Source organism: Salinicoccus sp. ID82-1, assembly GCF_021991715.1.
GTDB lineage: Bacteria > Bacillota > Bacilli > Staphylococcales > Salinicoccaceae > Salinicoccus > Salinicoccus cyprini.
On record NZ_JAGFLY010000004.1, the window covers coordinates 68023 to 89505 of the forward strand.

At 41.2% G+C, this 21483-nt stretch carries 29 protein-coding genes; 7 read left to right on the forward strand and 22 right to left on the reverse strand.

Annotated features, from left to right (window positions below; genetic code table 11):
• Window positions 1-9: 9 nt before the first annotated feature.
• Both J4760_RS10105 and J4760_RS10110 read right to left on the reverse strand, forming a co-directional pair.
• Complete coding sequence (locus J4760_RS10105; protein ID WP_237605615.1) at window positions 10-783, reverse strand: YhfC family intramembrane metalloprotease; 774 nt, start codon at window positions 781-783, stop codon at window positions 10-12.
• A gap of 60 nt (window positions 784-843) precedes the next feature.
• On the reverse strand, window positions 844-1287 hold the full coding sequence (locus J4760_RS10110) for a YaiI/YqxD family protein (protein WP_237605616.1): 444 nt from the start codon (window positions 1285-1287) through the stop codon (window positions 844-846).
• 256 nt (window positions 1288-1543) lie between these two features.
• Here J4760_RS10110 and J4760_RS10115 point away from each other — a divergent pair, with 256 nt between their 5' ends.
• Window positions 1544-1912 (forward strand): DUF3021 family protein, encoded by a 369-nt coding sequence (locus J4760_RS10115; protein ID WP_237605617.1) that lies wholly within the window; start codon window positions 1544-1546, stop codon window positions 1910-1912.
• Between the two features lie 34 nt (window positions 1913-1946).
• Here the strand turns inward: J4760_RS10115 and J4760_RS10120 are convergent, their stop codons facing one another.
• The 8 genes from J4760_RS10120 to J4760_RS10155 form a co-directional block, all read right to left on the reverse strand.
• On the reverse strand, window positions 1947-2717 hold the full coding sequence (locus tag J4760_RS10120) for a DUF817 domain-containing protein (RefSeq protein ID WP_145288052.1): 771 nt from the start codon (window positions 2715-2717) through the stop codon (window positions 1947-1949).
• A 28-nt stretch (window positions 2718-2745) separates the two neighbouring features.
• Window positions 2746-3504, reverse strand: a complete 759-nt coding sequence (locus J4760_RS10125; RefSeq protein WP_370637563.1) for an undecaprenyl pyrophosphate synthase — start codon at window positions 3502-3504, stop codon at window positions 2746-2748.
• A 33-nt stretch (window positions 3505-3537) separates the two neighbouring features.
• On the reverse strand, window positions 3538-3867 hold the full coding sequence (locus J4760_RS10130) for a DUF2975 domain-containing protein (RefSeq protein WP_237605618.1): 330 nt from the start codon (window positions 3865-3867) through the stop codon (window positions 3538-3540).
• A 313-nt stretch (window positions 3868-4180) separates the two neighbouring features.
• Window positions 4181-4627, reverse strand: coding sequence for a DUF4385 domain-containing protein (locus J4760_RS10135; RefSeq protein WP_237605619.1), 447 nt, complete (start codon window positions 4625-4627; stop codon window positions 4181-4183).
• Between the two features lie 91 nt (window positions 4628-4718).
• On the reverse strand, window positions 4719-5504 hold the full coding sequence (locus J4760_RS10140; RefSeq protein WP_237605620.1) for an SDR family NAD(P)-dependent oxidoreductase: 786 nt from the start codon (window positions 5502-5504) through the stop codon (window positions 4719-4721).
• A gap of 447 nt (window positions 5505-5951) precedes the next feature.
• Window positions 5952-7010 carry a restriction endonuclease subunit S gene (locus J4760_RS10145; RefSeq protein WP_237605621.1) on the reverse strand — a complete coding sequence of 353 codons (1059 nt, stop codon included), beginning with the start codon at window positions 7008-7010 and terminating at the stop codon, window positions 5952-5954.
• Entirely contained in the window at window positions 7003-8913 is a 1911-nt protein-coding gene (locus J4760_RS10150; protein ID WP_237605622.1) for an HsdM family class I SAM-dependent methyltransferase, read from the reverse strand. Before J4760_RS10150 ends, J4760_RS10145 begins: the two co-directional genes overlap by 8 nt.
• Before the next feature lie 92 nt (window positions 8914-9005).
• The gene (locus J4760_RS10155) at window positions 9006-9602 is read right to left on the reverse strand and encodes a MerR family transcriptional regulator (protein ID WP_237605623.1); all 597 of its coding nucleotides are present in this window, start codon (window positions 9600-9602) and stop codon (window positions 9006-9008) included.
• 177 nt (window positions 9603-9779) lie between these two features.
• On the opposite strand from J4760_RS10155, the gene J4760_RS10160 reads away from it, so the two are divergent.
• The 6 genes from J4760_RS10160 (at window position 9780) to J4760_RS10185 (ending at window position 14337) form a co-directional block, all read left to right on the forward strand.
• Window positions 9780-10061 carry a hypothetical protein gene (locus J4760_RS10160; protein ID WP_237605624.1) on the forward strand — a complete coding sequence of 94 codons (282 nt, stop codon included), beginning with the start codon at window positions 9780-9782 and terminating at the stop codon, window positions 10059-10061.
• Window positions 10062-10084: 23 nt separating this feature from the next.
• Window positions 10085-10471: a hypothetical protein gene (locus tag J4760_RS10165; protein ID WP_237605625.1), complete on the forward strand. Its 387-nt coding sequence runs from the start codon at window positions 10085-10087 to the stop codon at window positions 10469-10471.
• Window positions 10455-11819, forward strand: a complete 1365-nt coding sequence (locus J4760_RS10170; protein WP_237605626.1) for an FtsK/SpoIIIE domain-containing protein — start codon at window positions 10455-10457, stop codon at window positions 11817-11819. The genes J4760_RS10165 and J4760_RS10170 overlap by 17 nt, the downstream gene beginning before the upstream one ends.
• Window positions 11820-11943: 124 nt before the next feature.
• Window positions 11944-12969, forward strand: a complete 1026-nt coding sequence (locus J4760_RS10175; RefSeq protein ID WP_237605627.1) for a replication initiation factor domain-containing protein — start codon at window positions 11944-11946, stop codon at window positions 12967-12969.
• Window positions 12970-12995: 26 nt separating this feature from the next.
• Complete coding sequence (locus J4760_RS10180) at window positions 12996-13202, forward strand: helix-turn-helix domain-containing protein (protein WP_237605628.1); 207 nt, start codon at window positions 12996-12998, stop codon at window positions 13200-13202.
• A gap of 94 nt (window positions 13203-13296) precedes the next feature.
• Window positions 13297-14337 (forward strand): site-specific integrase, encoded by a 1041-nt coding sequence (locus J4760_RS10185; RefSeq protein WP_237605629.1) that lies wholly within the window; start codon window positions 13297-13299, stop codon window positions 14335-14337.
• 69 nt (window positions 14338-14406) lie between these two features.
• On the opposite strand, the gene rpsI is transcribed toward J4760_RS10185, so the two are convergent.
• The 12 genes from rpsI to infA all read right to left on the reverse strand — a co-directional run bounded on the left by rpsI (window position 14407) and on the right by infA (window position 21414).
• Entirely contained in the window at window positions 14407-14799 is a 393-nt protein-coding gene (gene rpsI / locus J4760_RS10190) for a 30S ribosomal protein S9 (protein ID WP_145288040.1), read from the reverse strand.
• An 18-nt stretch (window positions 14800-14817) separates the two neighbouring features.
• A complete protein-coding gene (rplM, locus tag J4760_RS10195; RefSeq protein ID WP_145288037.1) occupies window positions 14818-15255 on the reverse strand; it encodes a 50S ribosomal protein L13 in 438 nt (145 codons plus the stop codon).
• Between the two features lie 169 nt (window positions 15256-15424).
• Window positions 15425-16204, reverse strand: coding sequence for a tRNA pseudouridine(38-40) synthase TruA (truA, locus tag J4760_RS10200; protein WP_237605630.1), 780 nt, complete (start codon window positions 16202-16204; stop codon window positions 15425-15427).
• 11 nt (window positions 16205-16215) lie between these two features.
• Window positions 16216-17013 carry an energy-coupling factor transporter transmembrane component T family protein gene (locus J4760_RS10205; protein WP_237605631.1) on the reverse strand — a complete coding sequence of 266 codons (798 nt, stop codon included), beginning with the start codon at window positions 17011-17013 and terminating at the stop codon, window positions 16216-16218.
• Entirely contained in the window at window positions 17003-17866 is an 864-nt protein-coding gene (locus J4760_RS10210) for an energy-coupling factor transporter ATPase (protein WP_145288028.1), read from the reverse strand. The genes J4760_RS10205 and J4760_RS10210 overlap by 11 nt, the downstream gene beginning before the upstream one ends.
• Window positions 17863-18651, reverse strand: a complete 789-nt coding sequence (locus J4760_RS10215; protein WP_145288025.1) for an energy-coupling factor transporter ATPase — start codon at window positions 18649-18651, stop codon at window positions 17863-17865. The genes J4760_RS10210 and J4760_RS10215 overlap by 4 nt, the downstream gene beginning before the upstream one ends.
• A 151-nt stretch (window positions 18652-18802) precedes the next feature.
• Window positions 18803-19198 carry a 50S ribosomal protein L17 gene (gene rplQ / locus J4760_RS10220; protein WP_145288022.1) on the reverse strand — a complete coding sequence of 132 codons (396 nt, stop codon included), beginning with the start codon at window positions 19196-19198 and terminating at the stop codon, window positions 18803-18805.
• Window positions 19199-19216: 18 nt separating this feature from the next.
• The gene (locus tag J4760_RS10225; RefSeq protein WP_145288019.1) at window positions 19217-20161 is read right to left on the reverse strand and encodes a DNA-directed RNA polymerase subunit alpha; all 945 of its coding nucleotides are present in this window, start codon (window positions 20159-20161) and stop codon (window positions 19217-19219) included.
• An 87-nt stretch (window positions 20162-20248) separates the two neighbouring features.
• On the reverse strand, window positions 20249-20638 hold the full coding sequence (gene rpsK, locus J4760_RS10230) for a 30S ribosomal protein S11 (RefSeq protein WP_145288016.1): 390 nt from the start codon (window positions 20636-20638) through the stop codon (window positions 20249-20251).
• A 22-nt stretch (window positions 20639-20660) separates the two neighbouring features.
• Window positions 20661-21026, reverse strand: a complete 366-nt coding sequence (gene rpsM / locus J4760_RS10235) for a 30S ribosomal protein S13 (protein ID WP_145288012.1) — start codon at window positions 21024-21026, stop codon at window positions 20661-20663.
• Window positions 21027-21051: 25 nt separating this feature from the next.
• Window positions 21052-21165, reverse strand: a complete 114-nt coding sequence (gene rpmJ, locus J4760_RS10240) for a 50S ribosomal protein L36 (protein WP_003156543.1) — start codon at window positions 21163-21165, stop codon at window positions 21052-21054.
• 30 nt (window positions 21166-21195) lie between these two features.
• Window positions 21196-21414, reverse strand: a complete 219-nt coding sequence (gene infA, locus J4760_RS10245; RefSeq protein WP_017547668.1) for a translation initiation factor IF-1 — start codon at window positions 21412-21414, stop codon at window positions 21196-21198.
• Window positions 21415-21483 lie beyond the last annotated feature (69 nt).

The following is a 21483-nucleotide window of genomic DNA, read 5'->3' on the forward strand; positions in this document are numbered from 1 at the left end:
GGACTATATTCACTCGGAATGCTTGCATCTGCTCCCCACCATGTAGGCAATGGACAGTGTAATGATAACCATGAGCACAAGGCCCACATACACCATCCATAAATTCGCTAGCAGGCCCGCCTGCATCATTGCAGCCGTGACATTTGCCAGTGCATGAAGCACAATTGCCAGCGGGAATAGATACCACTTGCCCTTCTGCATCACTGCCACAAAGACGATGACAGACAGGCCGATATGCAGACTGATGGCAAGAATGCGCTCGAAGATGCCAATGATATACATATAGCCCGGTGCGCCTGTAATGCTTTCCAGGACGCCTGCAGGCAGTTCGTTCAAAAGGCCACTGCCGTTATTCACCAGTATGCTCAATATCAATACATTGAACGTCGAAAGCCCAAGAACGATGATCGCCTCGACACCCCCATGACCAACACCATATGACACCGCCGAATCAATCTGCCTGTACTTCCGCTTCATCAGCAGAAAAGCGACCAGCCTGCCCGTCTCCTCGAATATGCCTGCAGCCAGAACCCCATACAGCACGTACAGCCAGGGAGAGCTGTCAAGAAGTGCAATCGATCCATCCACTCCGGGTCTGAGCACGAGGAAGTGGGCAATCTGTTCCAGCACCATCGCAAAGACGATGAAAGTCGCTGCACCAATAAGTATCGGAACCCACTGAATCTGGAACCTCTTCCTCAGTACCAGTATGAAAATGAAGGGCAGCATCAGCGATGCCAGTACGACAAGCCCCATGATAATGATATTGCCGGTTGAAACCATATTTCCTCCCCTGCCTCGTCATCAGAATAGTAGGTGTTGATACATATATTACCAGAACCGCTATTTCAACTCCAGTTTCTTCCGGAGCAAGGTGAGGAACGCTGCCCGGTCCTCCTTGCTGAACGGCTTCGGCCCTTTCGTCCTGCCGCCACCTTTGCGGATCATGCTGCCCATGTGACGTGTCGCAAGCAGGTTGTCGATATTCAGGTCATTATATTCAAACCCTTTATGATGCAGCACGATGCAACCCTTAGGCAGAAGCAGGGAAGCCAATCCATAATCCTGAGTGACGACGATGTCCCCTTTCTTCGCCAGCTGGACAATCCGGAAGTCCGCCGCATCCGGTCCCGCTTCGACATAAACGGCCTCTACATGCGCCGGGAGGTCTTTACTGGAATAATGGGATAGACTCGATACCAGAGTGACTGGAACACTCGCCCGGGCCGCTTCTTCCATGACAATATCCTTTACTGGACACGCATCGGCATCTACAATGATCTTCATCTTTCCGCCCCCTCTCCATCAGTAACAGTATATCAGAGACGGAATATGTATGGATATTTTAAACAGATTCTACAAAAGAACGATAGAAAGAATATATTTCTGCCGCTACTCCAGAATGGGTATAAAAGAAAAAAGTGTTAATGTAATATGTAAGTGTGACGAAGTCCGGCTCAGCATATGTGTCATGAACTGGAGAGTTGAAATTATCTTTACGTCGATGATCAGTACTTCAATACTTTGTGGAGAAAGAAGGTCGATGGACATCTTAATATTAAATTCTCTGCTAAGGGGCGGTATACCATTTGTCATCATGGGCAGTATCGCACTGCTGCTCTATTTCCAAAATGACCTTTCCAACGCGAAGAGCACATTTCTGGTGGGTCTCATCATATTTTTCGTTGCTGCAGCTTCAGTCATTTATGACCTGGATCACTGGAGCATCTTTAAAAGGAGTATCATCCATTTCCTGACTATGCTCATCACAGTCTACCCGATTCTTTTATTCAGCGGCTGGTTTGATATCACTTCCATATCTGACGCTTTGATCGTATTGCTCATCTTCCTGCTGGTTGGTGTGGTCTTATGGTCCGTATTCATGATATTGGCCAGAATATTCGCCTGGTAGCTGCAAGGAAAGTGTAGAACATGAATATATCGCACTATCCCCGGGGGCCGTCTCCTTTGACTTGCTTCAAAGTCGCAACGATAAGAAAGCTGACAATGACAAGCAGCATCCAGGAACTCACCTTGCCCAGGTGGACGATGCTCCAGACGTCTGCCTGGTTCGGATATTCCCATGCACTGAAATAGGTCGCAATATTTTCAGCAATCCAAATGAAGAATCCGATGAGCATAAAGGACAATACGAGCGGCATCCGGTAGCGGGTGCCGCCGACCTTGTAAGTCACCCGGCAACGCCAGAAGACGATGATGACACACCCGCATAGCCACCAGCGGACATCCAGCCAGTAATGGTGGGTGAAGAAGTTCAGATAGATTGCCGAAGCGAGCGGCACTACAATCAGAAGCGGTGGCCACCGGATCAGTTCGACGTCGAGACGTCTCCAGGCCTGGCAGAGATAGCTCGCGACACTCGCATACATGAATCCGCTATAGAGCGGCACACCGAACAGTTTGAAATGACCAGGCTCCGGATAGGACCAGGAACCCATATGTACTTTGAATATTTCCAGAGTCAGGCCGATGATGTGGAACACGGTGATCACTTTCAGTTCGTCCCGTGTCTCAAGTCCCGACCGTATCATCCCCCACTGGGTCAGCAGACAGATGATGAGCAGCCAGTCGTAACGCGGCAGAAGCGGTAGTGTTATGACTTCCGTCAGTGCCAGGGAGGCAAAGATGACGACCGGAAATATGCAGGACAGTGCCTGTGCCCAACCAAAGCGAACAAGCTGTTTCATTGCTCTCATGGCTACCGCCTCCCGGACCATTCAGATTCTACACACCGCCATACCTCCGTTTTCTCTGACCGTACGCTTCCAGCGCATCGATAAAGTCCTGTCCTGTGAAATCCGGCCACAGAATATCGCTGAACCAGAATTCCGTGTAGGCGAGCTGCCAGAGCAGGAAGTTGCTCAGCCGCTTCTCACCTCCTGTACGGATGAGTAGATCAGGTTCTGTCGTATCTGCTGTATACAGATACTTCGAAAACTGCTCCTCATCCAGTTCCTCCAAGGACAACCTTGCCGTATTCAGATCAGCAAAGACCGCCTTCATGGCGCTCAGCATCTCCTGCCTGCTGCCATAGTTGAGTGCAAAGTTCAGCTGCAGCCCGTCGTTATGACGGGTGCGGTCGATTGCATATTGGATGGCTCTACGGGTCGCAACCGGCAGTTTGCTCATATCACCGATCGCCTCGATGCGTACATTATTCGCCATAAGCTCAGGCAAATGCACACCGAGAAATTCCTTAGGCAGTTTTAGAATGAATTCAACCTCGGTCTTTGGCCGCTTCCAGTTCTCCGTGGAAAACGTATAGAGCGTGAGTGCATCGACACCATAGTCGACTGCCGTCTTGACCACTTTGACGACAGTTGCGACACCCTCCTTATGACCTGCAAACCTCGGCAGACCACGCGCCTTCGCCCAGCGCCCGTTCCCATCCATGATAATTGCGACATGCTTTGGCACATTTGTTTCAGGTCCACCGATTGATGCTGTAGATTCATCATTATATAAAGGATCTCTCATCGACATACATTTACCTCCATTCTGTTTAAAAGACCTGCTTTACACTTCAGGATATTTCAAATTCCTTTGAAGTGCGGCTGAAAAAATGAAAACCATAGCCGAACCGGCGATGATGAACGCACCGATCAAGATGGCTGGTGCATCATCTACTGCCATGAGACGGTACAGGAAAGGCAGTTCCAGAATGTACACAATACCGATGGCAACCGCACAGTATTTAATCTTTCCCACTGCTTTTATCGCTTTTTCCGAAGATGCTTCGTCTCTGCTCATATAGCCAAGGAATTTCAAAGCCTGGTACAGCGCAAAGAAGAACGGAATCATCCCCATATACATGCCAGTCAGTACTGGATACTGTAACTCTGCCAATTAAGCCGTCGCCCAATACCGAGACTCCGGACTGAACCTGGACAATCCGTAGATGCATCCCGCAAGAATTGGAGCACCGACAATCAGAATCAACACTTTGAGGAAATTAAGGTTCATTTTCGCCAACATCATATCCAATCTCATAGGATCACCTCTTCTTTATCATAAGCCTATAATAGCATATATTTATTGATAATCAATAAATATATATTAAAAAGCAATACTTTTTTGCTGTATAGTATTACATCAGATCTCTTCACAAAATAGAACCACCCTCCATTAAATGTGGAGGGTGGTTCTATCGATGGTTCAATTATCCGTATTCCTTCTGGTGCGCTTTCTTCAGCTTAAGGTAGTCTTCGTCTTCCCGTACTGTTTTCCACTTCTCTTCGAAAATGGAAGCCGACTCCGCCTTTTCCGAATCAATATCCCGCTCGTTCACTTCACCGTTCTTGTCGTACTTCCTCCCGCCTTTATAGTTTGCGTAACGACGAGATCTTGTATATCCCATCTGCAGAAACTTCCTCGCCATATCCATTCCGACAAAATCGTCCTTTTCCTTATAATCCAGATACATCTGATATATCTTATCGGATGATTCCTTTGCGATCTCAGGCGTCTTGAATCGCCAGTGCGGGAGAATTTCACTCTTATAGGGCTCCACCATCAGTACACCCTGCTCCCCTCTCCCCACTCTGTAGAGTTCAGGCTGCTCACGAAAGTTGATGTTGTCGAAATCCAGATCATAGTCAAAAGCCATTCATATCCGCCTCACTTATCTCTGTTTTTCCAACTCTGTACCCTTTATTCATACGTCCGAAAAGTACTACCATAATCAGACCCGTCCACGATCACTTTGAAGGCCGGGTCACTCTTTCCCCTATGATAGCCATCGCTTTTCGCGTCATGAATCGGCTCGCCTGGGCAACCCAGTAGTTATTGGCACCATCTACGATATAACTCCTGTTCTTTTCGATACCTTTAAAACCCGTCTTAACGACAGACTCCGGTGTGCCTTTGATTCCCCCCGGCATGTCTGTTGTGCCCATCACATCAAAGAATGATGTCTTCGTCGTTCCCGGACAAAGTGCCAGAACTCTTACCCCAAGATGCCGATTCTCTGCATATAGAGCCTCGGAGAAGGATAGAACAAACGCTTTCGTAGCTGCATATGTCGCCATATAGGCAAGCGGCTGAAACGAAGCGACGGAAGCTAAATTCACAATGATCCCCTCTCTCTGTTGCTGCATGTACGGCAGAAACTGGTGTGTCAGTCCTACGAGAGTAGATATGTTGAGTCGGATCATTTCCTGTTCCCGATCGATCGAAATCGTTTCAAAACGACCATGGGTGCCGAAACCTGCATTATTAATCAGGATATCTACGTCCAGACCAAGCTTCTTGATACGTTCTGCCAACTCATCTACTGAATCCGCTTCGGATAAATCCAGCGGAAGGACATACGTATCTACTTTGTACTTCAATGCTAGTTCGTCTGCCAATGCATTAAGCTTGTCATCAGAGCGTGCAACCAGAATGACATGGCTTCCTCTGGAAGCGAGCTCTTTCGCATACGTCTTACCAATGCCTCCTGAAGCCCCTGTAACAAGCGCTGTCTTGCCTTTATAGTTCACCATCTTCGAAACCTCCACTGTACATGTGTAATAAATGGGCTCCTAAATCTTTTAGAAACCTCTGTTCACATTTGCTTTCGTAACTTCCTGCAGGTAGATTTACTTCAATTACACCTATAAGTAACTTTCCCTAATATATCAAATATAGTATGTTCTAATTACTATTAAGATTAAGGATTTGTTCAAATAAAATAAAAAAGCACTTCCCATTGATGGGAAGTGCTTTGAAACGATAATATCTCGATTAACGTTTTGAGAAATATGTAGCAGCTTTCTAAGTATATCTCATCCTCTTAGAGCCTTACACATCTATATTTTTCGATTATTCATTTGGATAGAAAGGTATGTAAGAGTATTTAAATTGATTTTACTTGAACCAACTTGAACCAATAAGAAGAATGCTAGTTGAATACAATATTAGTACATTCATTCCTCTGGTATCAAGAAGCATCACTGAAAATATCTCTTACTATTTTCTACAGTCTCAAATAATTCATTTTCAATTCGTTTCATATATTGTTCCATGAACTCCCAATCTGGATTGCCATCACCTTTTTCAGGTAACAATAAGCGTTCATTTCTTAATCTATTATTATTTCTCTTGTAGCCAAAGTTATACTTCCCTCTTACTTTATCGGCAACTGTAGTAATGAATGTTCCTGTGTATTTATTTATATGCGAATTATATCCCATAGTAACGTCTGAGGTGGCGATAAATTCTTCAAATTTATAAACAGAGTAGCCCATTGAACCTTCACCGTTTCTTATAAAGATTATTGTGTTACCTCTTGAAGTTAATTTTGGAACTTTCTCAACAAAAGTTAATACTCCATTATTTTTATTTGTTGCTCCTACATATGGTATTGTACCGTCTTCTTTTAGATGAACCAATCCTTTACTTTTCCCGGGAATTAATTCTTTAAAAATATCTCCTAAGCGAAAGCTTTTCCATTTAATATCGGCTAACTCTCGTTTGTCTGTAATTTCATGAGGTATAAAGGACTCTTTTGGTGTCACTTCTTCCTCTATGTCTCTCATGATTTTTTCCATTAGAGCCCAGTAAGGTTCGCCGACCTCATCAATTGGTAATAAAATTGTTTCTTTTTTTAACCTTGTTAAATTTCTTTTATAACCAAAATTATATTTATCTTTATTCTGATCCATAATCGTAGTTAAGAACATTGCATTATACTTATTTAACTCTTTATTATAACCCGCGGATAAAGTTGTAGATCCGATAAAGTCTTCTTCTTTATAAAAGGAAGTTCCCATGGAACCTTCGCCATCCATAACAAAAACTATACATTTTCCTTTTGTTATTAACTTCTTTTCTTTTTTCACAAAATACATCGTGCCGTTCCTCGCATTTGTAGCACCTACATAAGGTATTTCAGGTATATTTTTATTTAGCAGTGAAGCATTGTTGCATTTACACTTCTCTATTTCAAATAGGGAATCGAATTTAAACTTTTTCCACTTTACATTTGCTAATGTTAATTTATCAGTCATTTTCTTTATCACCTATCCTCTTAAAAAGATGACCTTTTCCGTGACTTCTCATATCAAACTGATAGGTTAAATAGTTTGCCATTGTTAATTTAAAATCATCTTTCGTTGGTGGCGTATCATTGAAGTAATAAAAACTATGGAGCCATTCATCTTCAGCCGATGCCGTTGATTGAACAATGAAATTAGTATCTGCGTCTTGATAACCTTTCAACACGTCTAGTAAGAACTCTTTTTTAGATTTCTCTGTGCCATCTCCCACTAAACCAACATGTTTTCTAACTACATATCCATCATCAGAGAAATCAACAAAATTTACACGTTTTTTTTCATTATGAGGTATGCCAGCTGTAAAGACTACAATACATGGGTTTGTCCCGATGCCGTAAAATGTATCTTTATTTAAAGATATAACAGTTTCTAACGTATGGTTTTTTAATATTAATTTCTTTTTTTCTTTGTCTTCTTTAGTTTTACCAACCATGGTACTTTGCGGCACTATCGCACTTAATTTCCCACCTACATTAATCATTTCTAAAGATTCTTTAATGAAGTTTATTTCAGCTAAGTAATGTAAATTCTGAGTTTTCGCTTGAGAATAGGGAGGATTTATTAAAACTTTTGTAACTCCCTCTTTTTTAATCTCCTCTTTATCCACATGGAATAAATCATCTCTTCTAAGATTACTTTTACCGTCTCCACGTAAAATCATATTCGTAGTAGCAATTGTGAATAACTTTTGTTGTAATTCAATACCGTATAATTGATGTTGCTTTACTCTGTCTACTTCATCTGGTTCGCATTGTTCTAACATTTTGTTCATTGCTGAAATTAAAAAAGCTCCAGTACCACAAGCTGGGTCTAACACAACATCATGCTTGTTTACTTCTATTAAATCACACATTAAATTAGTAATATGACGAGGTGTAAGGACAATACCTAATGAATTCCCATCGTTCCCTCCATACTTTACAAACTCACCATAGAAGTTGCCTAATATATCAAAATCAGTGTGCTTAATCTTGGTATGTAATTTCTCTCTTAGTTTTAATGCAAAATACTTTATGGGCGACATTCCGAGGATGTCTTTACTTCTATTTAATGTTATGTCTGTACGAATAAAATTAAATTGGTCTAATAATTCACCCACTTTTGCGTAAGGAATAATACCAGAATTATTTAAATAAACTTGTACTGCATTGAAGATTAAATCTCCATCATGTCCTCTCTCTCTTGTTACTGATTGTAATGAATCAAGGTTAAAAGTTGGTTCTTCTAATGCTAATAAAATCGCTGAAACAACTGTCGCTTTCTTTTCCCCTTCTAGTGATCCATGATTTCTTAAGTCTTCATGTAATTCAGAAGCTATTGCATTAACTTCTCTAAGTTCTCTTTCCTCTTTTGGTAACTCACCTAAAACAGTAACTTTATAAAATTCTTCTATATTATCGGGATGTAAATCTTCTAAGTTATTAACTTCTCGTAATTCTTTTATTTCTTTAGAATTAACATATACTACTTTAATTTCATTACTATGACTATCTCCGCTGGCTCCAATCGCAAATGCTTGTTTAACTGTATTTGTATTATCAACTATATGCTTGGCATAATGTACTGCACCATTCACAGCATATTCAGCAATAGTTGGTCTGGTCAAATCAATTGCTCCTTCACTATCATAAGAAACATTCTTGTTTATATCTGCCTTATCTTCAACTACTACTAAATATCCATTAGAGAAGAAAAGAAATTCTGGCTTCCCAACGTTCCCCATAATTCTTTTACTTGCTGTCCTCAATGCTTCTTTAATCTCCACATTGGTACTTCCTTGTTCTTCGTATTCTACACCTAAACTTTCAATTAACTTTCTAACATATTGGTCAATACCGCTTCTCTCGTTTTTCACTCATATCAATCCTTTTACTTTTTAAATTTACATACTTTCTATTCTTTTCTAACTTGATCTATTTAATTGTTTTAATAGTAATTACAGTTGTGTTAACGAAGATTTTTTATATATGCTTTTTCCTTAAGTTCTAATATTGCTTGTCCATATTCTGAATCTGAATGCATCGATGGTTCATTTATAATGAACAAAATTTTTTCTAAATGCTCTTGCTCGAAGCTAACGTCTGGGAATAATTTCTTAAAGCACATCTCTAGTTTGTCTTCTTTGATTCTATTTAAAGCAGGCACACTATAATCATACATGTTATCAATTTCATGTTGCCTCATGTCTGCCTCAGAAATATTTGATAAAGAATTATAATATTCTATCCTGGCTTTTTCCTCCTCATTCTTCATATTTTCCCCAAGAATTTTTATGTTTTCACGTTTTAATTCTTTGTTCTTTTTTCTTAATAAATTTACTCTTTTAATTTCTTCTAATTTTAAAATATCAGATTTTCTATATCTGATATCTCTATTTCTTGTCGGACGAGGTTGAATACAGTCAATATTTAACTCTTCTATCCATCTTTGTATTGTTCTTTGAGTAACTAGATATTTCACACCATATTTCTTTTCGATAAAATCTAATATTTCCTTTTGAGCAACCTCTTCTTTTAAAAGATTGTCAGCTTTTTCATTTAACATTTCATCATCTCCTCTTCAATGTCACAATAAAATCAAGAAATGTCGCTATAAAACATATTAGCATCAACACCTGAGATTAAGCAACCAAAAATATATATTGTCATGATGACATGTCTTGATAGAATGATGTTTATTGGGTAAGCTTAAATAGATTAAAAAGAAAGGAGGAAAGCCCAAATGATTGTTAAAGGATATTATTCATCTTCAAAAAATTGGTCATTTCCAGAAGTAGTTATAGATTACTTTCTAGAAGATATAGAAGATGAATTAACCTTAAGTAACGTTCAAAGCAATATTGCAATTCTAGAAAATTACAGAAAGAGTTCCAATGAAGATGCTATTGATATTGTTCTTGGAAACTACACATTAGACGTACAAGGTAGTGACGAAGCTTGCGCAACAATAAGAGGCTTAGAGTATGTCGAACATATTTTAAAAGGCACAAATGCCGAAAAATAAAATCAAGAAAGAGGTAATTCACTATGCCGATCGCAAATGCATGGGTATTCACAGAAACCAAGTTCAAAGCAGAGGAATTTTTAAAGAATACACATAACGCTTATAGATTGGTTTCACAGAGACCATATGTAAGTAAAAAAGATCCAGATGAAAAAGGTATTACGTTAACCTTATTAATTGCCAAAGATGATACAGATTACGGCATCGACAAGAAAACCGGTCTTAAAAGAGATAACAACACATTAAATACCTTTGATGTCACTGTCTTAAATGGTAAGGACCGTATCGATGTTCAAAAGGGCGACTATGTACGTTTAATTGATTTCGATCAAGAAAAATCTTTTGTTATAGGATTTGACTTGATACTTCGATTTAGAAACGTGGAAAAAATCAATGCTCAAACAAAGTAAGTTAAGAACACAACGACAACAGAATGGCATCTTTATGTATGGTACTTGCTTTATGCTCGTACTACTAGTTTTATCTTTGCACTATGTTGACTCCCAACTAACGTTGGGAGTTTTTAAACAAGCAAAAAATTTAATTATAGTGTTTGTAGCAATGATATTTTTCATTAACGCATCTATATGGCTAATTCGTAATAACATTCAAAAAGGTTTGAAATATGCCATATACCATTACTTCACACTGTTAAAGATAAGAAAAGCTTTTCTTGATGCTGGCTATTTCAACAAAAGAATTTATTTAAATATTGATATAGCAGAGCTACCAAAAGTGAAATTAGAGTTTTCAGATGAATATTTTAAAGCTAAGTTATTTGTCGAGAACATTAATCTCAATAAAGATATAGGCGACATTAACCTTTCTTATGCACTACGTAATTTCATTGTTGATAGAGCATATTTATCAAATAATGAAATTTACTATATTTTTGAAATTTACGATAGTAGGGTTGATCAACAACTCAAATTCAATACCATTTGGGAATTGAAAAACCAATCTACTCAATTAGATAACTACACGCTGCTTATCGATAAGTCTGTTTCAATTTCTTTATATGGAACTTTGCTAGTCGGGCAAACTGGTTCAGGCAAAACCTATGCGCTTTATTCTCTTATCCTACAGATGCTGACTAAAGATATTTCATACAATATTTACTTTGCCGATCCAAAAAATTCAAGTCTTGCTGTCCTTGGAGAACGGATTTCACAAAAAAATACCGCCACTGACATAGAAGATATTATTAAACTTCTACAAAGATTCAATGGAGCTATGGAAGCTAGAAAGAAAGACATTAAAAAAGATCTTGGTACGAAATTAGAAGCAACATATGCTGATTTCCGTTACGAGCCATATATCTTTATATTTGATGAATTCGCTAGTTTTCAAACCGTATTGCAGACAATGGACAAAAAAAAGCGTGACGAGGTTATGAAGCTGTTATCTCAAGTGGTGTTACAAGGACGACAATTAGGGTTTTTCATATGGATAGTTATGCAAAAATCCGACGCTACATTATTACCTACTAATCTACGCGAAAACTTGCCAGTAAAGTTTGTACTTGGCAATGCTGAAAAACAGACTTATACGACGGCTTTTGGTACTGGAGTAGACATAACAGAAAAAGAGCTTACATTAGGGCAAGGAGTCTTTACTTGTCCGATCATAGCGAACACACCAAAGATTTGTCACTTTAGTTATTTAGATTTTGACATATTAGAAGCTGTGAATCACTTAAGAGCGGAGCGTGGATCATGTAATGACCCACGCTCCGCCAACGATGAATATTACAGTTAAAGCTATTAAATCAGCATTTTAACACAACATGGGAGTGATAGTTTTGTTAGATGTTCAAGTCGATGAATTTACATTAGTACTTCAAACAACAAAAAGACCTAAGTATATAGAAGGATGGGAAAGTATGGCTATCAGTATCATTAATGAATTTGTTAAATTAGCTAAACTGGAAACTCTAATAGGCAATCTAAGAGAAACGTCATATTCATTACCTCAAGGCTATTCGAATGGTTTTGTGTGTGATGATAAACCCTATTATTTCGCTATCGCTTACCATACTGATTTTATTCAAATGGGTGTTTGTATAAAATTTTCAGCCCATGCTTGGATGGAATACAGAAAACAATATGAGTTAATGTACGCTAATTCTTTTCAAATTCATCAGCTTTTCAGAGTTATAAATAACACAGCACTATATACTTCGAGGCTTTCAAGAATTGATATAGCGATTGATTTTATTAATGAAAATTTAAATGTAAATACAATTTACAATCAACTATCAAAGAAAAATCAAATAGTCAAAACCGCTGCTGGTCGAAAAAATCACTCGTATTTATCAGCAATAACTAAAAATAATATTACATCAACCTTTTATCTGGGCTCAAAGGGTAAAAATATTAAAGCTTTGCTGAGAGTCTATGACAAGAAGCTAGAACAAGTTGAAACCATGGGCATTCGATATGAAGAAGCTAGCCAGTATGATAGCTGGGTACGCTTCGAGGCAGTCTATAAAGGCACTTATGCCCATAACTTATCAAACGAGCTTGAAAAGATAAATAATGACACAGAATTAAAAGATTTGTTAGTTTCAGCCTTAACAGATCGTTACCAATTTTATTACGAAAAATCTCAACGGCTTACCACCTATACGACTAAAATGCTGAATTTACTAAATCAGAATGTATTTATCTTTAATTCACCCTCTCCTCGGATGAACTTATTAGAACAATCACAGAAGCATATATTAAATGGTTCTGGGCTGTTTCCTTATTTGTTTAAGGTTTGGAGTATATGGGGTGACGACGGGTTACAAAGGTGTTTAACATTTCTCTATGCTGAATTTGAAAACTACGAACCCACTGACGATGTTAGAGCCTGGCTAAAAAAATATTCATTAATATATTTAAAGCAAGGTCAACCTTTCAAATAGTTTAATTTTAAGGAGTTGAAATCTTCATGAGTAATATTGACAATACTAAAAATTTAAAAGAATATCCCTACCTTTTAACTAGAGAACAAGCATCCAGATTTTTAGGTATAGACCCTAAATCATTTGATAAGTATATGCGCCCCCATGAAGAACTTGAACGCTTCATGATTGGTCGTCAAGAACGTTACACGATTAATTCATTAATTAAATTTATTGAAAAACAATCCGTCTAAATTACTAATAGTTGATAGTTTGCCAGATTCAGAATACAATTCAGGTGTATTCAACTAGCATCTATCAACTATTTTTATGAAAGGAATTGATAGTATGGCTAGTATCGTTAAAAGAGGAAAGTCGTATAGAGCACAAGTTTCACTTTACAAAAAAGGGAAACATCAGAAAATCACTAAAACCTTTTCAACAAGGAGGGAGGCACAGCTCTGGGCTTTAGAAACTGAGCTAGAAAAAGGGAACGGTAAACAGCTCGCTCACAGATCAACGACCTTTGCGGACTACTTCGACAACTGGATGTATTTAGTAAAAATGAATGACGTTAGAGAAACGACCTTTCAAAACTATCTAAGGGCATCCAAGATAATAAGAAAGTTATTTCAAGACATCAAATTAAACGACTTAAATGATATTGTCGTTCAAAAAAAGATTGATGAGTACGCAAAAACGCATTCTCGAAAAACAACCCATGAAGTCGTACTGAAAATTAAAGGCGCACTGCGTGATGCGTATGCTAGAGGATATATATCGAACGATTTTGCAAGGTTATTAAAATCCCGCGGCAAAGTACTCGCGAAGCGTAATAAGGCTTTATCCATTACTGACCTCAAGAAGCTTCGCAAATACGTTTTAGAGCACCCTGAGGATGAATTTAACCTTCTTGTACTCCTAGCATTAGAAACGGGTATGCGCCGCGGAGAGCTGTTAGGAATCCGCCCAGAAAACATTGTTCGTTATGGAATAGAGGTTAGGCATTCAATTAGCCCTACTTCCGATGATACTTCATTGAAAACACGTAACGCAAAGCGTGATATTTCTATTAACAAAGAAGTATACGACCGGATTGTACAAATACCCGTGAAAGAAAATGGTTATATATTTAATTTTGGGGGCTTTAAGCAATCTGAGCGATTAGCGGAGTTACTAGACAAATTGCAGATAAACAGAACCACTTTCCATGGGTTGAGAGATACACATGCATCATTTCTGTTTTCTCAAAATATTGATCTGGTTTACGTTTCGAAGCGTTTAGGACATGACAATATTCAAACTACACAGAATTACTACCTTGAATTAATGCCAGAAAAAAAGCACCAGCAGGATGCCGATGCTTTAAATCTGTTGAATGCATTATAGAATTTAATATCAACTTGAACCAACTTGAACCCAAAAAGCTCTGCAAACGTTGGTGTATCAATATTTCTATTAACGCTTTGAGAACTGTGGAGAACGACGGGCTTTCTTGAGTCCGTATTTCTTACGTTCTTTCATACGTGGGTCACGTGTAAGGAGTCCTGCTCTCTTAAGCACGCCACGGTTTTCCGGATCTGCTTCAAGAAGTGCTCTTGCAATACCATGACGGATTGCTTGTGCTTGTCCTGTGAAGCCACCACCATTAACGTTTACCAGTACATCATAGTTACCTTCAGTTTCTGTAACTGAGAATGGCTGATTCAAGTCAAGGATAAGACTTTCGAATGGAAGGTATTCTCTCATGTCACGTCCGTTCACTGTAACGTTACCTTCACCTGGTACGAGACGTACTCTTGCTACTGCATTTTTACGACGACCTGTTCCTCTGTATTCTACTTTAGCCAATGAATTAACCTCCTATTCTTAACCGCGAAGTTCGTAGTTTTCTGGTTTTTGTGCTTCATGTGGATGCTCGCTTGCAGCATATACATGAAGTTTCTTGCCTTGTGCGCGTCCAAGTCTGTTTTTCGGCAGCATGCCTTTGATGGAGTTTTCCAGCAGGCGTACAGGGTTCTTTTCTCTCAGTTCACCAGCAGAGATGGATCTGATTCCACCTGGATGCCCAGTGTGTCTGTAGTAGATCTTGTCCTGTGCTTTGTTACCAGTCATTTCGATCTTTCCAGCATTGATGATGATGACGTTGTCACCTGTATCAACGTGTGGCGTGTATGTCGGCTTGTTCTTACCGCGCAGTATGGATGCAACTTCAGAAGATAGACGACCAAGTGTCTGTCCTTCTGCATCGATAACATACCATTTACGTTCAATATTGGCTTCGTTGGCCATGAATGTTTGACGCATTTCCAGTCCTCCTAAATATATGAGTGGTTCTCTCGTTTATGCTCCCTAAAATAAAAAAAGCTTCGTTTGCTTTATATCTTGTTCACAATAAGTTTCCGGGGCTCATCGTGGGTGATATAAAATTATACCGTTGTCTATGATAACCTTAATAGGGTATTTTGTCAATGTTTCAGCGGTTTCTTTTTAATTTTTCCAGTGCCGCTTCGCGTTCTTCATCGTTGAGGAATACGCGTTCGAGGTAGAGGCCTTCGGGTGGGGCTGTTTTCGGCACCATTGTCCGGTCTTTGGCTGCAATCACCTCGGGTGTTCTTGCCCCGTCCCAGCGGCCCTGTCCGACTTCAAGCACATAGGCGACCAGAATGCGCACCATGTTGTACAGGAACCCGGAGCCGATGATCAGGAAGTCATAGCCGTTATCGGTTCTAATGAGATCGAACCGGTAGATGTGGCGCACTTTATTTTCAATCGGTGACTTGGCGCTCGTGAAGCTGGTGAAGTCATGTGTACCGACGAAGTGCTGCATGGCCGCGCGCATCTTCGTTTCATCCAGTTCATAAGTGTAGTGGACCTTGAGCCCCTTCTCGAAAGGATTGCGCACATCCCCCTGATAGATGCGGTAGCGGTATGCCTTCCCCTTCGAGTGATGACGGATATGGTAGTCCGGGCTGATGGTCGTCACTTCGTGGATGGCGATGTCATCCGGCATGGCGCTGTTCAGTGCGTGCTGCCATCTGGATACAGGAATATCCAGTCCGGAATCGAAATGGAAATACTGTTCGATCGCATGCACACCGCTATCCGTCCGGCCGGCTGGATGTATCCTGACCGGGGTCTTATGCATGCGATTGAGGATCTTTTCGATCTCCGCCTGCACAGTACGTCCTTTCATCTGATACTGGAAGCCGTTGAATCCGGCTCCGTTATAGCTTATTTTTACCAGGTAGCGCATATCTGTACTCCTTACTGTCTGATCACCCATAGGATGATGCCGAATATGATCATCAGGATCAGGACCATTGTATCCTTGAACCCCCAGTTCAATACGCGATAGTGTGTCCGTCCTTCTTCTCCTTGGTATCCTCTGACTTCCATTGCGATTGCCAGCTCCTCAGCTCTTTTGAAGGAGGAGATGAACAACGGGATGAATATCGGTGTCAGTGCCTGCAGTCTCGACGTGAGGCTGCCTGCCATGAATGTGGATCCGCGAGCGCTCTGCGCCTTGATAATCTTCTCCGTCTCATCCATCAGTGTAGGAATGAAACGCAGGCTGATGGACATCATCAGGGCAATTTCATGCACAGGCACCCGGATGGCCTTCAGCGGCCTGCAGATACGTTCTATGGCGTCTGTCAGCTGCAGTGGACTCGTTGTCAGAGTCATGATGGTCGTGATCAGCACAAGCATCGCAAGACGTATTGTGATGTATATGCCGGTGATGACACCTTCCGATTCGATGGTGAAGAAACCTCCGTCTATAAGTACCGTGCCACCTTTGGTCAGGAAGAGATGCATGAAGAAGGTGAACAGCAGGAGGATCAGTATCAGCTTCAGTCCATTGAAAAGGAATCTGGGTGACAGGTCTGCCATCTTCGTCAGAGTGAGGATGAACAGGATCAGCAGTCCATACCCTGTCCAGTGGTTGGCAAAGAACACGATGACCATGAAGAGGACGACTGCAATGATTTTCGCACGAGGATCAAGCCGATGAATGATGCTGGAGCCTGGAATGTATCTGCCGAGCAGCATTTTACTGAGCATGATTCGTCCTCCACTCTTCATAGAGTCGGGCAAATGCTTCAACATTCTTCGGCATCTGCTCAAACGTGATGCCTTTTCTCTCCAGATCATGCACCAGCCTGACGATATCGGGCGGTTCAAGAGAATATCTTTCGAGCAGCACTTCATCAGTGAGCAGATCATCGGTCCTGCCTTCTTTGACAAGATGGCCTTCACTTAATATTTTCACCTGGTCCGTATACTGGAACACATCATTCATATCATGAGTGACAAGAATGACAGTGATGCCCATATCCTGATGGATGTTCTGGAACAGTTCCATGGTTTCTATATGACTCTCAGGGTCGAGGCCTGCAGTCGGCTCATCCAGGATAAGCACTTCCGGCTCCATCGCAAGAATCCCTGCAATGGCCACCTTCCGCATCTGTCCTCCGGAAAGATCGAATGGAGAAGTGTCGAACAGAGAGGCATCGATATTGAGCAGATGCAGATAATGCCTCGCCTTCTCCTCGGCAGTCCTCTGGTCCATGCCCATATTCTTCGGTCCGAACATGACATCCTTTAGTACTGTCTCCTCGAACAGCTGGTGTTCCGGAAACTGGAACACCATGCCCACATGCTTTTTTACCTGGTGGATATTCCTCTGTCTGGACTTCCTCCTGAGCACAATGTTCCCTGCATGCACTTCTCCGAGGCTCGGAAGAAGCAGACCATTCAAAGTCTGGATCATCGTCGATTTGCCACTGCCTGTATGGCCGACAATGCCGTAGTATAATCCTTCTTCGAATGTTGTGGTGATATTGTTCAGAGCAAGATGCTCAAATGGTGTGTTCTCGTGATAGATGCTCGTCAGATTTTTAAAAGTGATATTCATAGGCGTCTCACCAGCTCATCATACGACATATATGCTCCATCCAGCAGTCTTTTCGACAGCTTGATGTGAAAAGGCAGGACAAGCCGGCTCGCTATCAGTGCATCGGTATCCTGATAGATCTCCTCAACCGTACCCTCGCTGATGATTCGGCCTTCCCGCATGATGACCGCATGATCACTCTGCTCGATCTCTGTCAGATCGTGCGTAATAAAGATCAGCGTTGTCCGGCCTTCATGATGGATTTTCTGCAGGATATCAAGCACTTCGCGCCGGCCTTCCGGATCAATCATGGATGTTGCTTCATCCAGAATCAGAACATCCGGGGCCATTGCCAGTGCACTGGCGATGGCGACCCGCTGCTTCTGCCCCCCGGAGAGCCTTGATGGCTCATGATCCCTGTAGGAAAGCATATTGACTGCCTGGAGCGCTGCCTCTGTCCTTCTGACCATCTCTTCTCTTGGCACACCATTATTTTCAAGGCCGAATGCCACATCATCTTCAACGGTTGCACCGACAAACTGATTGTCCGGATTCTGAAAGACGATGGCAAACCGTTTTCTCAGTTCAGCACGGTTTTCATCGTCCAGCACTGTGCCCTCCACTCGGATGACGCCTTCATAGTCTTCAAGTATGCCCATCAGAATCTTCACCAGTGTGCTTTTGCCTGAACCGTTATGGCCGATTATGGAAACCCAGTCTCCTTGATGGATGGATAGGGAGATATGATCCAATGCCCTATGTTCACCTGATCTATAGCTATAGGTCAAACTTTCAAATTCAATCATATCTCCACCGCCATTTTTATGTAATAAAAAAGCGCGTACCCTGCATTTGGGAGTCGCGCGTCTATTCTGTATAGCCTGCAGGGTACGTTGAGCTAGACAATATGGCCCTGTGGGGCCATATTATCGTAACACTCATTCTGCTTTTATATGATTACGCTTCTTCAGTCGCTGCTGCGCCCTGAACGAACTCGATTACTACGAGTTCTGCGCCGTCGCCACGACGTTCACCAAGTTTCTTGATGCTAGTGTAGCCACCTTGACGATCTTCAAAACGTGGTGCGATATCTTCAAAAAGCTTTTGAAGTGCGTACTGAGTTGTACCGTCTTCATTTGCGATTTCAACATTACGTACAGTCTGACCCGCACGGCGTCTCGCTGAAAGATCTCCACGCTTGCCGAGAGTAACCAGCTTGTCTACGACTCTGCGCAGTTCCTTCGCTCTCTGTTCAGTTGTTGTAATGCGTTCGCTTACGATAAGGGATGTTGCCAGATCACGAAGCATTGCTTTTCTTTGGTCGGATGTACGTCCTAGTTTTCTGTAGCCCATTTCAATTTACCTCCTTTATCAGTCTTCTTTACGGAGCCCCAGACCGAGGTCCTCGAGTTTGAATTTGACTTCTTCAAGAGACTTGCGTCCCAGATTTCTTACTTTCATCATATCTGCTTCACTCTTATCAGTGAGTTCCTGTACAGAATTGATTCCTGCACGCTTCAAGCAGTTGTAGGAACGTACTGACAGATCGAGTTCTTCAATGGACATTTCAAGAACTTTCTCTTTCTGGTCCTCTTCCTTCTCGATCATGATTTCGGCATTTTGTGCCTCATCAGTGAGTCCAACAAATATATTCAGGTGTTCTGTCATGATTTTGGCAGCAAGAGATACACCTTCCTGCGGTGTAATAGAACCATCAGTCCAGACATCCAGAGTAAGCTTGTCGAAGTTTGTCATCTGACCTACACGCGTATTTTCAACCGTGTAGTTTACACGTTCGATCGGCGTATAGATGGAGTCCACCGGAATGACACCGATTGACATTTCGCTTTTGTTATTCCCATCAGCAAGAGTGTAGCCTCTGCCGCGATCTGCGATCATTCGTACTTTGAACTGTCCACCGTTGGATATTGTTGCGATCTTCAGGTCACGGTTCAAGATTTCGACGTCACTATCATGGGTAATATCTCCAGCTGTAACGACACCTTCTCCGTTAAAGTCGATTTCCAGAACTTTTTCTTCGTCGGAATAGACTTTAAGTGCCAGCTTCTTGATGTTGGTGACGATTGTTGTAACATCTTCCACAACGTTTTCAATTGTAGAAAATTCATGCAGTACATTTTCTATTTCTATCGTTTTGACTGCCGCACCAGGTAATGATGATAAAAGAATGCGACGTAAGGAGTTCCCAAGTGTTGTTCCATATCCTCTTTCAAGAGGTTCAACAACAAACTTACCAAACTTAGAATCTTCCGATACTTCGACTGTTTCAATTCTAGGTTTTTCGATTTCTATCATTTGTCTACTTATCCTCCCTTTAAACGTCGGAAATATTATGCAGCCATGTGTTTTACATTACACTCGGAATTGTCCTGTGACCAGTAATTATACACGGCGACGTTTAGGTGGACGGCAGCCATTGTGTGGTACAGGAGTGACATCTTTGATTGCTGTGATTTCAAGACCTGCAGATTGAAGTGCGCGGATCGCTGATTCACGACCTGCACCAGGGCCTTTTACTGTAACTTCAACAGATTTGAGTCCATGTTCCATAGCTGCTTTTGAAGCAGTCTCAGAAGCCATCTGTGCAGCGAATGGAGTTGATTTCTTAGAACCTCTGAAACCAAGTGCACCTGCTGATGACCATGACAGCGCGTTACCAAAATCGTCAGTGATTGTGACAATTGTATTATTGAAAGTTGAACGGATATGAGCAATTCCAGTTTCAATATTCTTTTTCACTTTACGTTTACGTGTTTGTTGTCTACGAGCCATATTTTCTCCTCCTTTTCCCTAATTATTTCTTCTTGTTCGCTACTGTTTTAACTGGACCTTTACGTGTGCGGGCATTGTTCTTTGTATGCTGTCCACGCACTGGCAGTCCACGGCGGTGACGGATACCTCTGTAAGATGCGATTTCCATCAAACGTTTGATGTTGAGGTTCTGTTCACGACGAAGGTCACCTTCGATTTTATAAGTGTCAACGACTTCACGAATAGTGTTGAGTTCGTCTTCAGTAAGATCTCTCACACGTGTACTTTCGGATACATTAGCTTTTTCAAGAATTTCTTTCGCTCTTGTGTTGCCGATACCGTAAATATAAGTGAGGGAGATTACAACACGTTTTTCACGTGGTACGTCTACTCCTGCAATACGAGCCATATGTTACACCTCCGATATTATAATATTAACCTTGCTTCTGTTTATGCTTAGGGTTCTCACAGATTACCATAACTTTGCCTTTTCTGCGGATGACTTTGCATTTTTCACAGATAGGTTTGACTGATGGTCTTACTTTCATGTGTTTTACCTCCTTAGAATGTGGAGTCCATTATTTAAAACGATAAGTGATTCTGCCACGTGTAAGATCATAAGGTGACATTTCAACTGTTACTTTATCGCCAGGAAGAATACGTATATAGTTCATACGGATTTTACCTGAAACATGAGCGAGAATCTCATGTCCATTTTCAAGTTCCACTTTGAACATGGCATTCGGCAAAGTATCCAATACAGTGCCTTCCAACTCGATAACATCTTGTTTACTCATTTCAAATTCCCCCTTTACAGCTTTCTAATCTCTATTAGAAATTCACTTCAGGTGAAGATTGGACTACAC

Bases quoted from the DNA above. Each gene is read 5' to 3' on its own strand.
- J4760_RS10105 (WP_237605615.1), bottom strand. From the start codon at position 783: ATGGTTTCAACCGGCAATATCATTATCATGGGGCTTGTCGTACTGGCA.
- J4760_RS10110 (WP_237605616.1), bottom strand. From the start codon at position 1,287: ATGAAGATCATTGTAGATGCCGATGCGTGTCCAGTAAAGGATATTGTC.
- J4760_RS10115 (WP_237605617.1), top strand. From the start codon at position 1,544: ATGGACATCTTAATATTAAATTCTCTGCTAAGGGGCGGTATACCATTT.
- J4760_RS10120 (WP_145288052.1), bottom strand. From the start codon at position 2,717: ATGAGAGCAATGAAACAGCTTGTTCGCTTTGGTTGGGCACAGGCACTG.
- J4760_RS10125 (WP_370637563.1), bottom strand. From the start codon at position 3,504: ATGTCGATGAGAGATCCTTTATATAATGATGAATCTACAGCATCAATC.
- J4760_RS10135 (WP_237605619.1), bottom strand. From the start codon at position 4,627: ATGGCTTTTGACTATGATCTGGATTTCGACAACATCAACTTTCGTGAG.
- J4760_RS10140 (WP_237605620.1), bottom strand. From the start codon at position 5,504: ATGGTGAACTATAAAGGCAAGACAGCGCTTGTTACAGGGGCTTCAGGA.
- J4760_RS10145 (WP_237605621.1), bottom strand. From the start codon at position 7,010: ATGACTGATAAATTAACATTAGCAAATGTAAAGTGGAAAAAGTTTAAA.
- J4760_RS10155 (WP_237605623.1), bottom strand. From the start codon at position 9,602: ATGTTAAATGAAAAAGCTGACAATCTTTTAAAAGAAGAGGTTGCTCAA.
- J4760_RS10160 (WP_237605624.1), top strand. From the start codon at position 9,780: ATGATTGTTAAAGGATATTATTCATCTTCAAAAAATTGGTCATTTCCA.
- J4760_RS10165 (WP_237605625.1), top strand. From the start codon at position 10,085: ATGCCGATCGCAAATGCATGGGTATTCACAGAAACCAAGTTCAAAGCA.
- J4760_RS10170 (WP_237605626.1), top strand. From the start codon at position 10,455: ATGCTCAAACAAAGTAAGTTAAGAACACAACGACAACAGAATGGCATC.
- J4760_RS10175 (WP_237605627.1), top strand. From the start codon at position 11,944: ATGGCTATCAGTATCATTAATGAATTTGTTAAATTAGCTAAACTGGAA.
- J4760_RS10180 (WP_237605628.1), top strand. From the start codon at position 12,996: ATGAGTAATATTGACAATACTAAAAATTTAAAAGAATATCCCTACCTT.
- J4760_RS10185 (WP_237605629.1), top strand. From the start codon at position 13,297: ATGGCTAGTATCGTTAAAAGAGGAAAGTCGTATAGAGCACAAGTTTCA.
- rplM (WP_145288037.1), bottom strand. From the start codon at position 15,255: ATGCGTCAAACATTCATGGCCAACGAAGCCAATATTGAACGTAAATGG.
- truA (WP_237605630.1), bottom strand. From the start codon at position 16,204: ATGCGCTACCTGGTAAAAATAAGCTATAACGGAGCCGGATTCAACGGC.
- J4760_RS10205 (WP_237605631.1), bottom strand. From the start codon at position 17,013: ATGCTCAGTAAAATGCTGCTCGGCAGATACATTCCAGGCTCCAGCATC.
- J4760_RS10210 (WP_145288028.1), bottom strand. From the start codon at position 17,866: ATGAATATCACTTTTAAAAATCTGACGAGCATCTATCACGAGAACACA.
- J4760_RS10215 (WP_145288025.1), bottom strand. From the start codon at position 18,651: ATGATTGAATTTGAAAGTTTGACCTATAGCTATAGATCAGGTGAACAT.
- rplQ (WP_145288022.1), bottom strand. From the start codon at position 19,198: ATGGGCTACAGAAAACTAGGACGTACATCCGACCAAAGAAAAGCAATG.
- J4760_RS10225 (WP_145288019.1), bottom strand. From the start codon at position 20,161: ATGATAGAAATCGAAAAACCTAGAATTGAAACAGTCGAAGTATCGGAA.
- rpsK (WP_145288016.1), bottom strand. From the start codon at position 20,638: ATGGCTCGTAGACAACAAACACGTAAACGTAAAGTGAAAAAGAATATT.
- rpsM (WP_145288012.1), bottom strand. From the start codon at position 21,026: ATGGCTCGTATTGCAGGAGTAGACGTACCACGTGAAAAACGTGTTGTA.
- rpmJ (WP_003156543.1), bottom strand. From the start codon at position 21,165: ATGAAAGTAAGACCATCAGTCAAACCTATCTGTGAAAAATGCAAAGTC.
- infA (WP_017547668.1), bottom strand. From the start codon at position 21,414: ATGAGTAAACAAGATGTTATCGAGTTGGAAGGCACTGTATTGGATACT.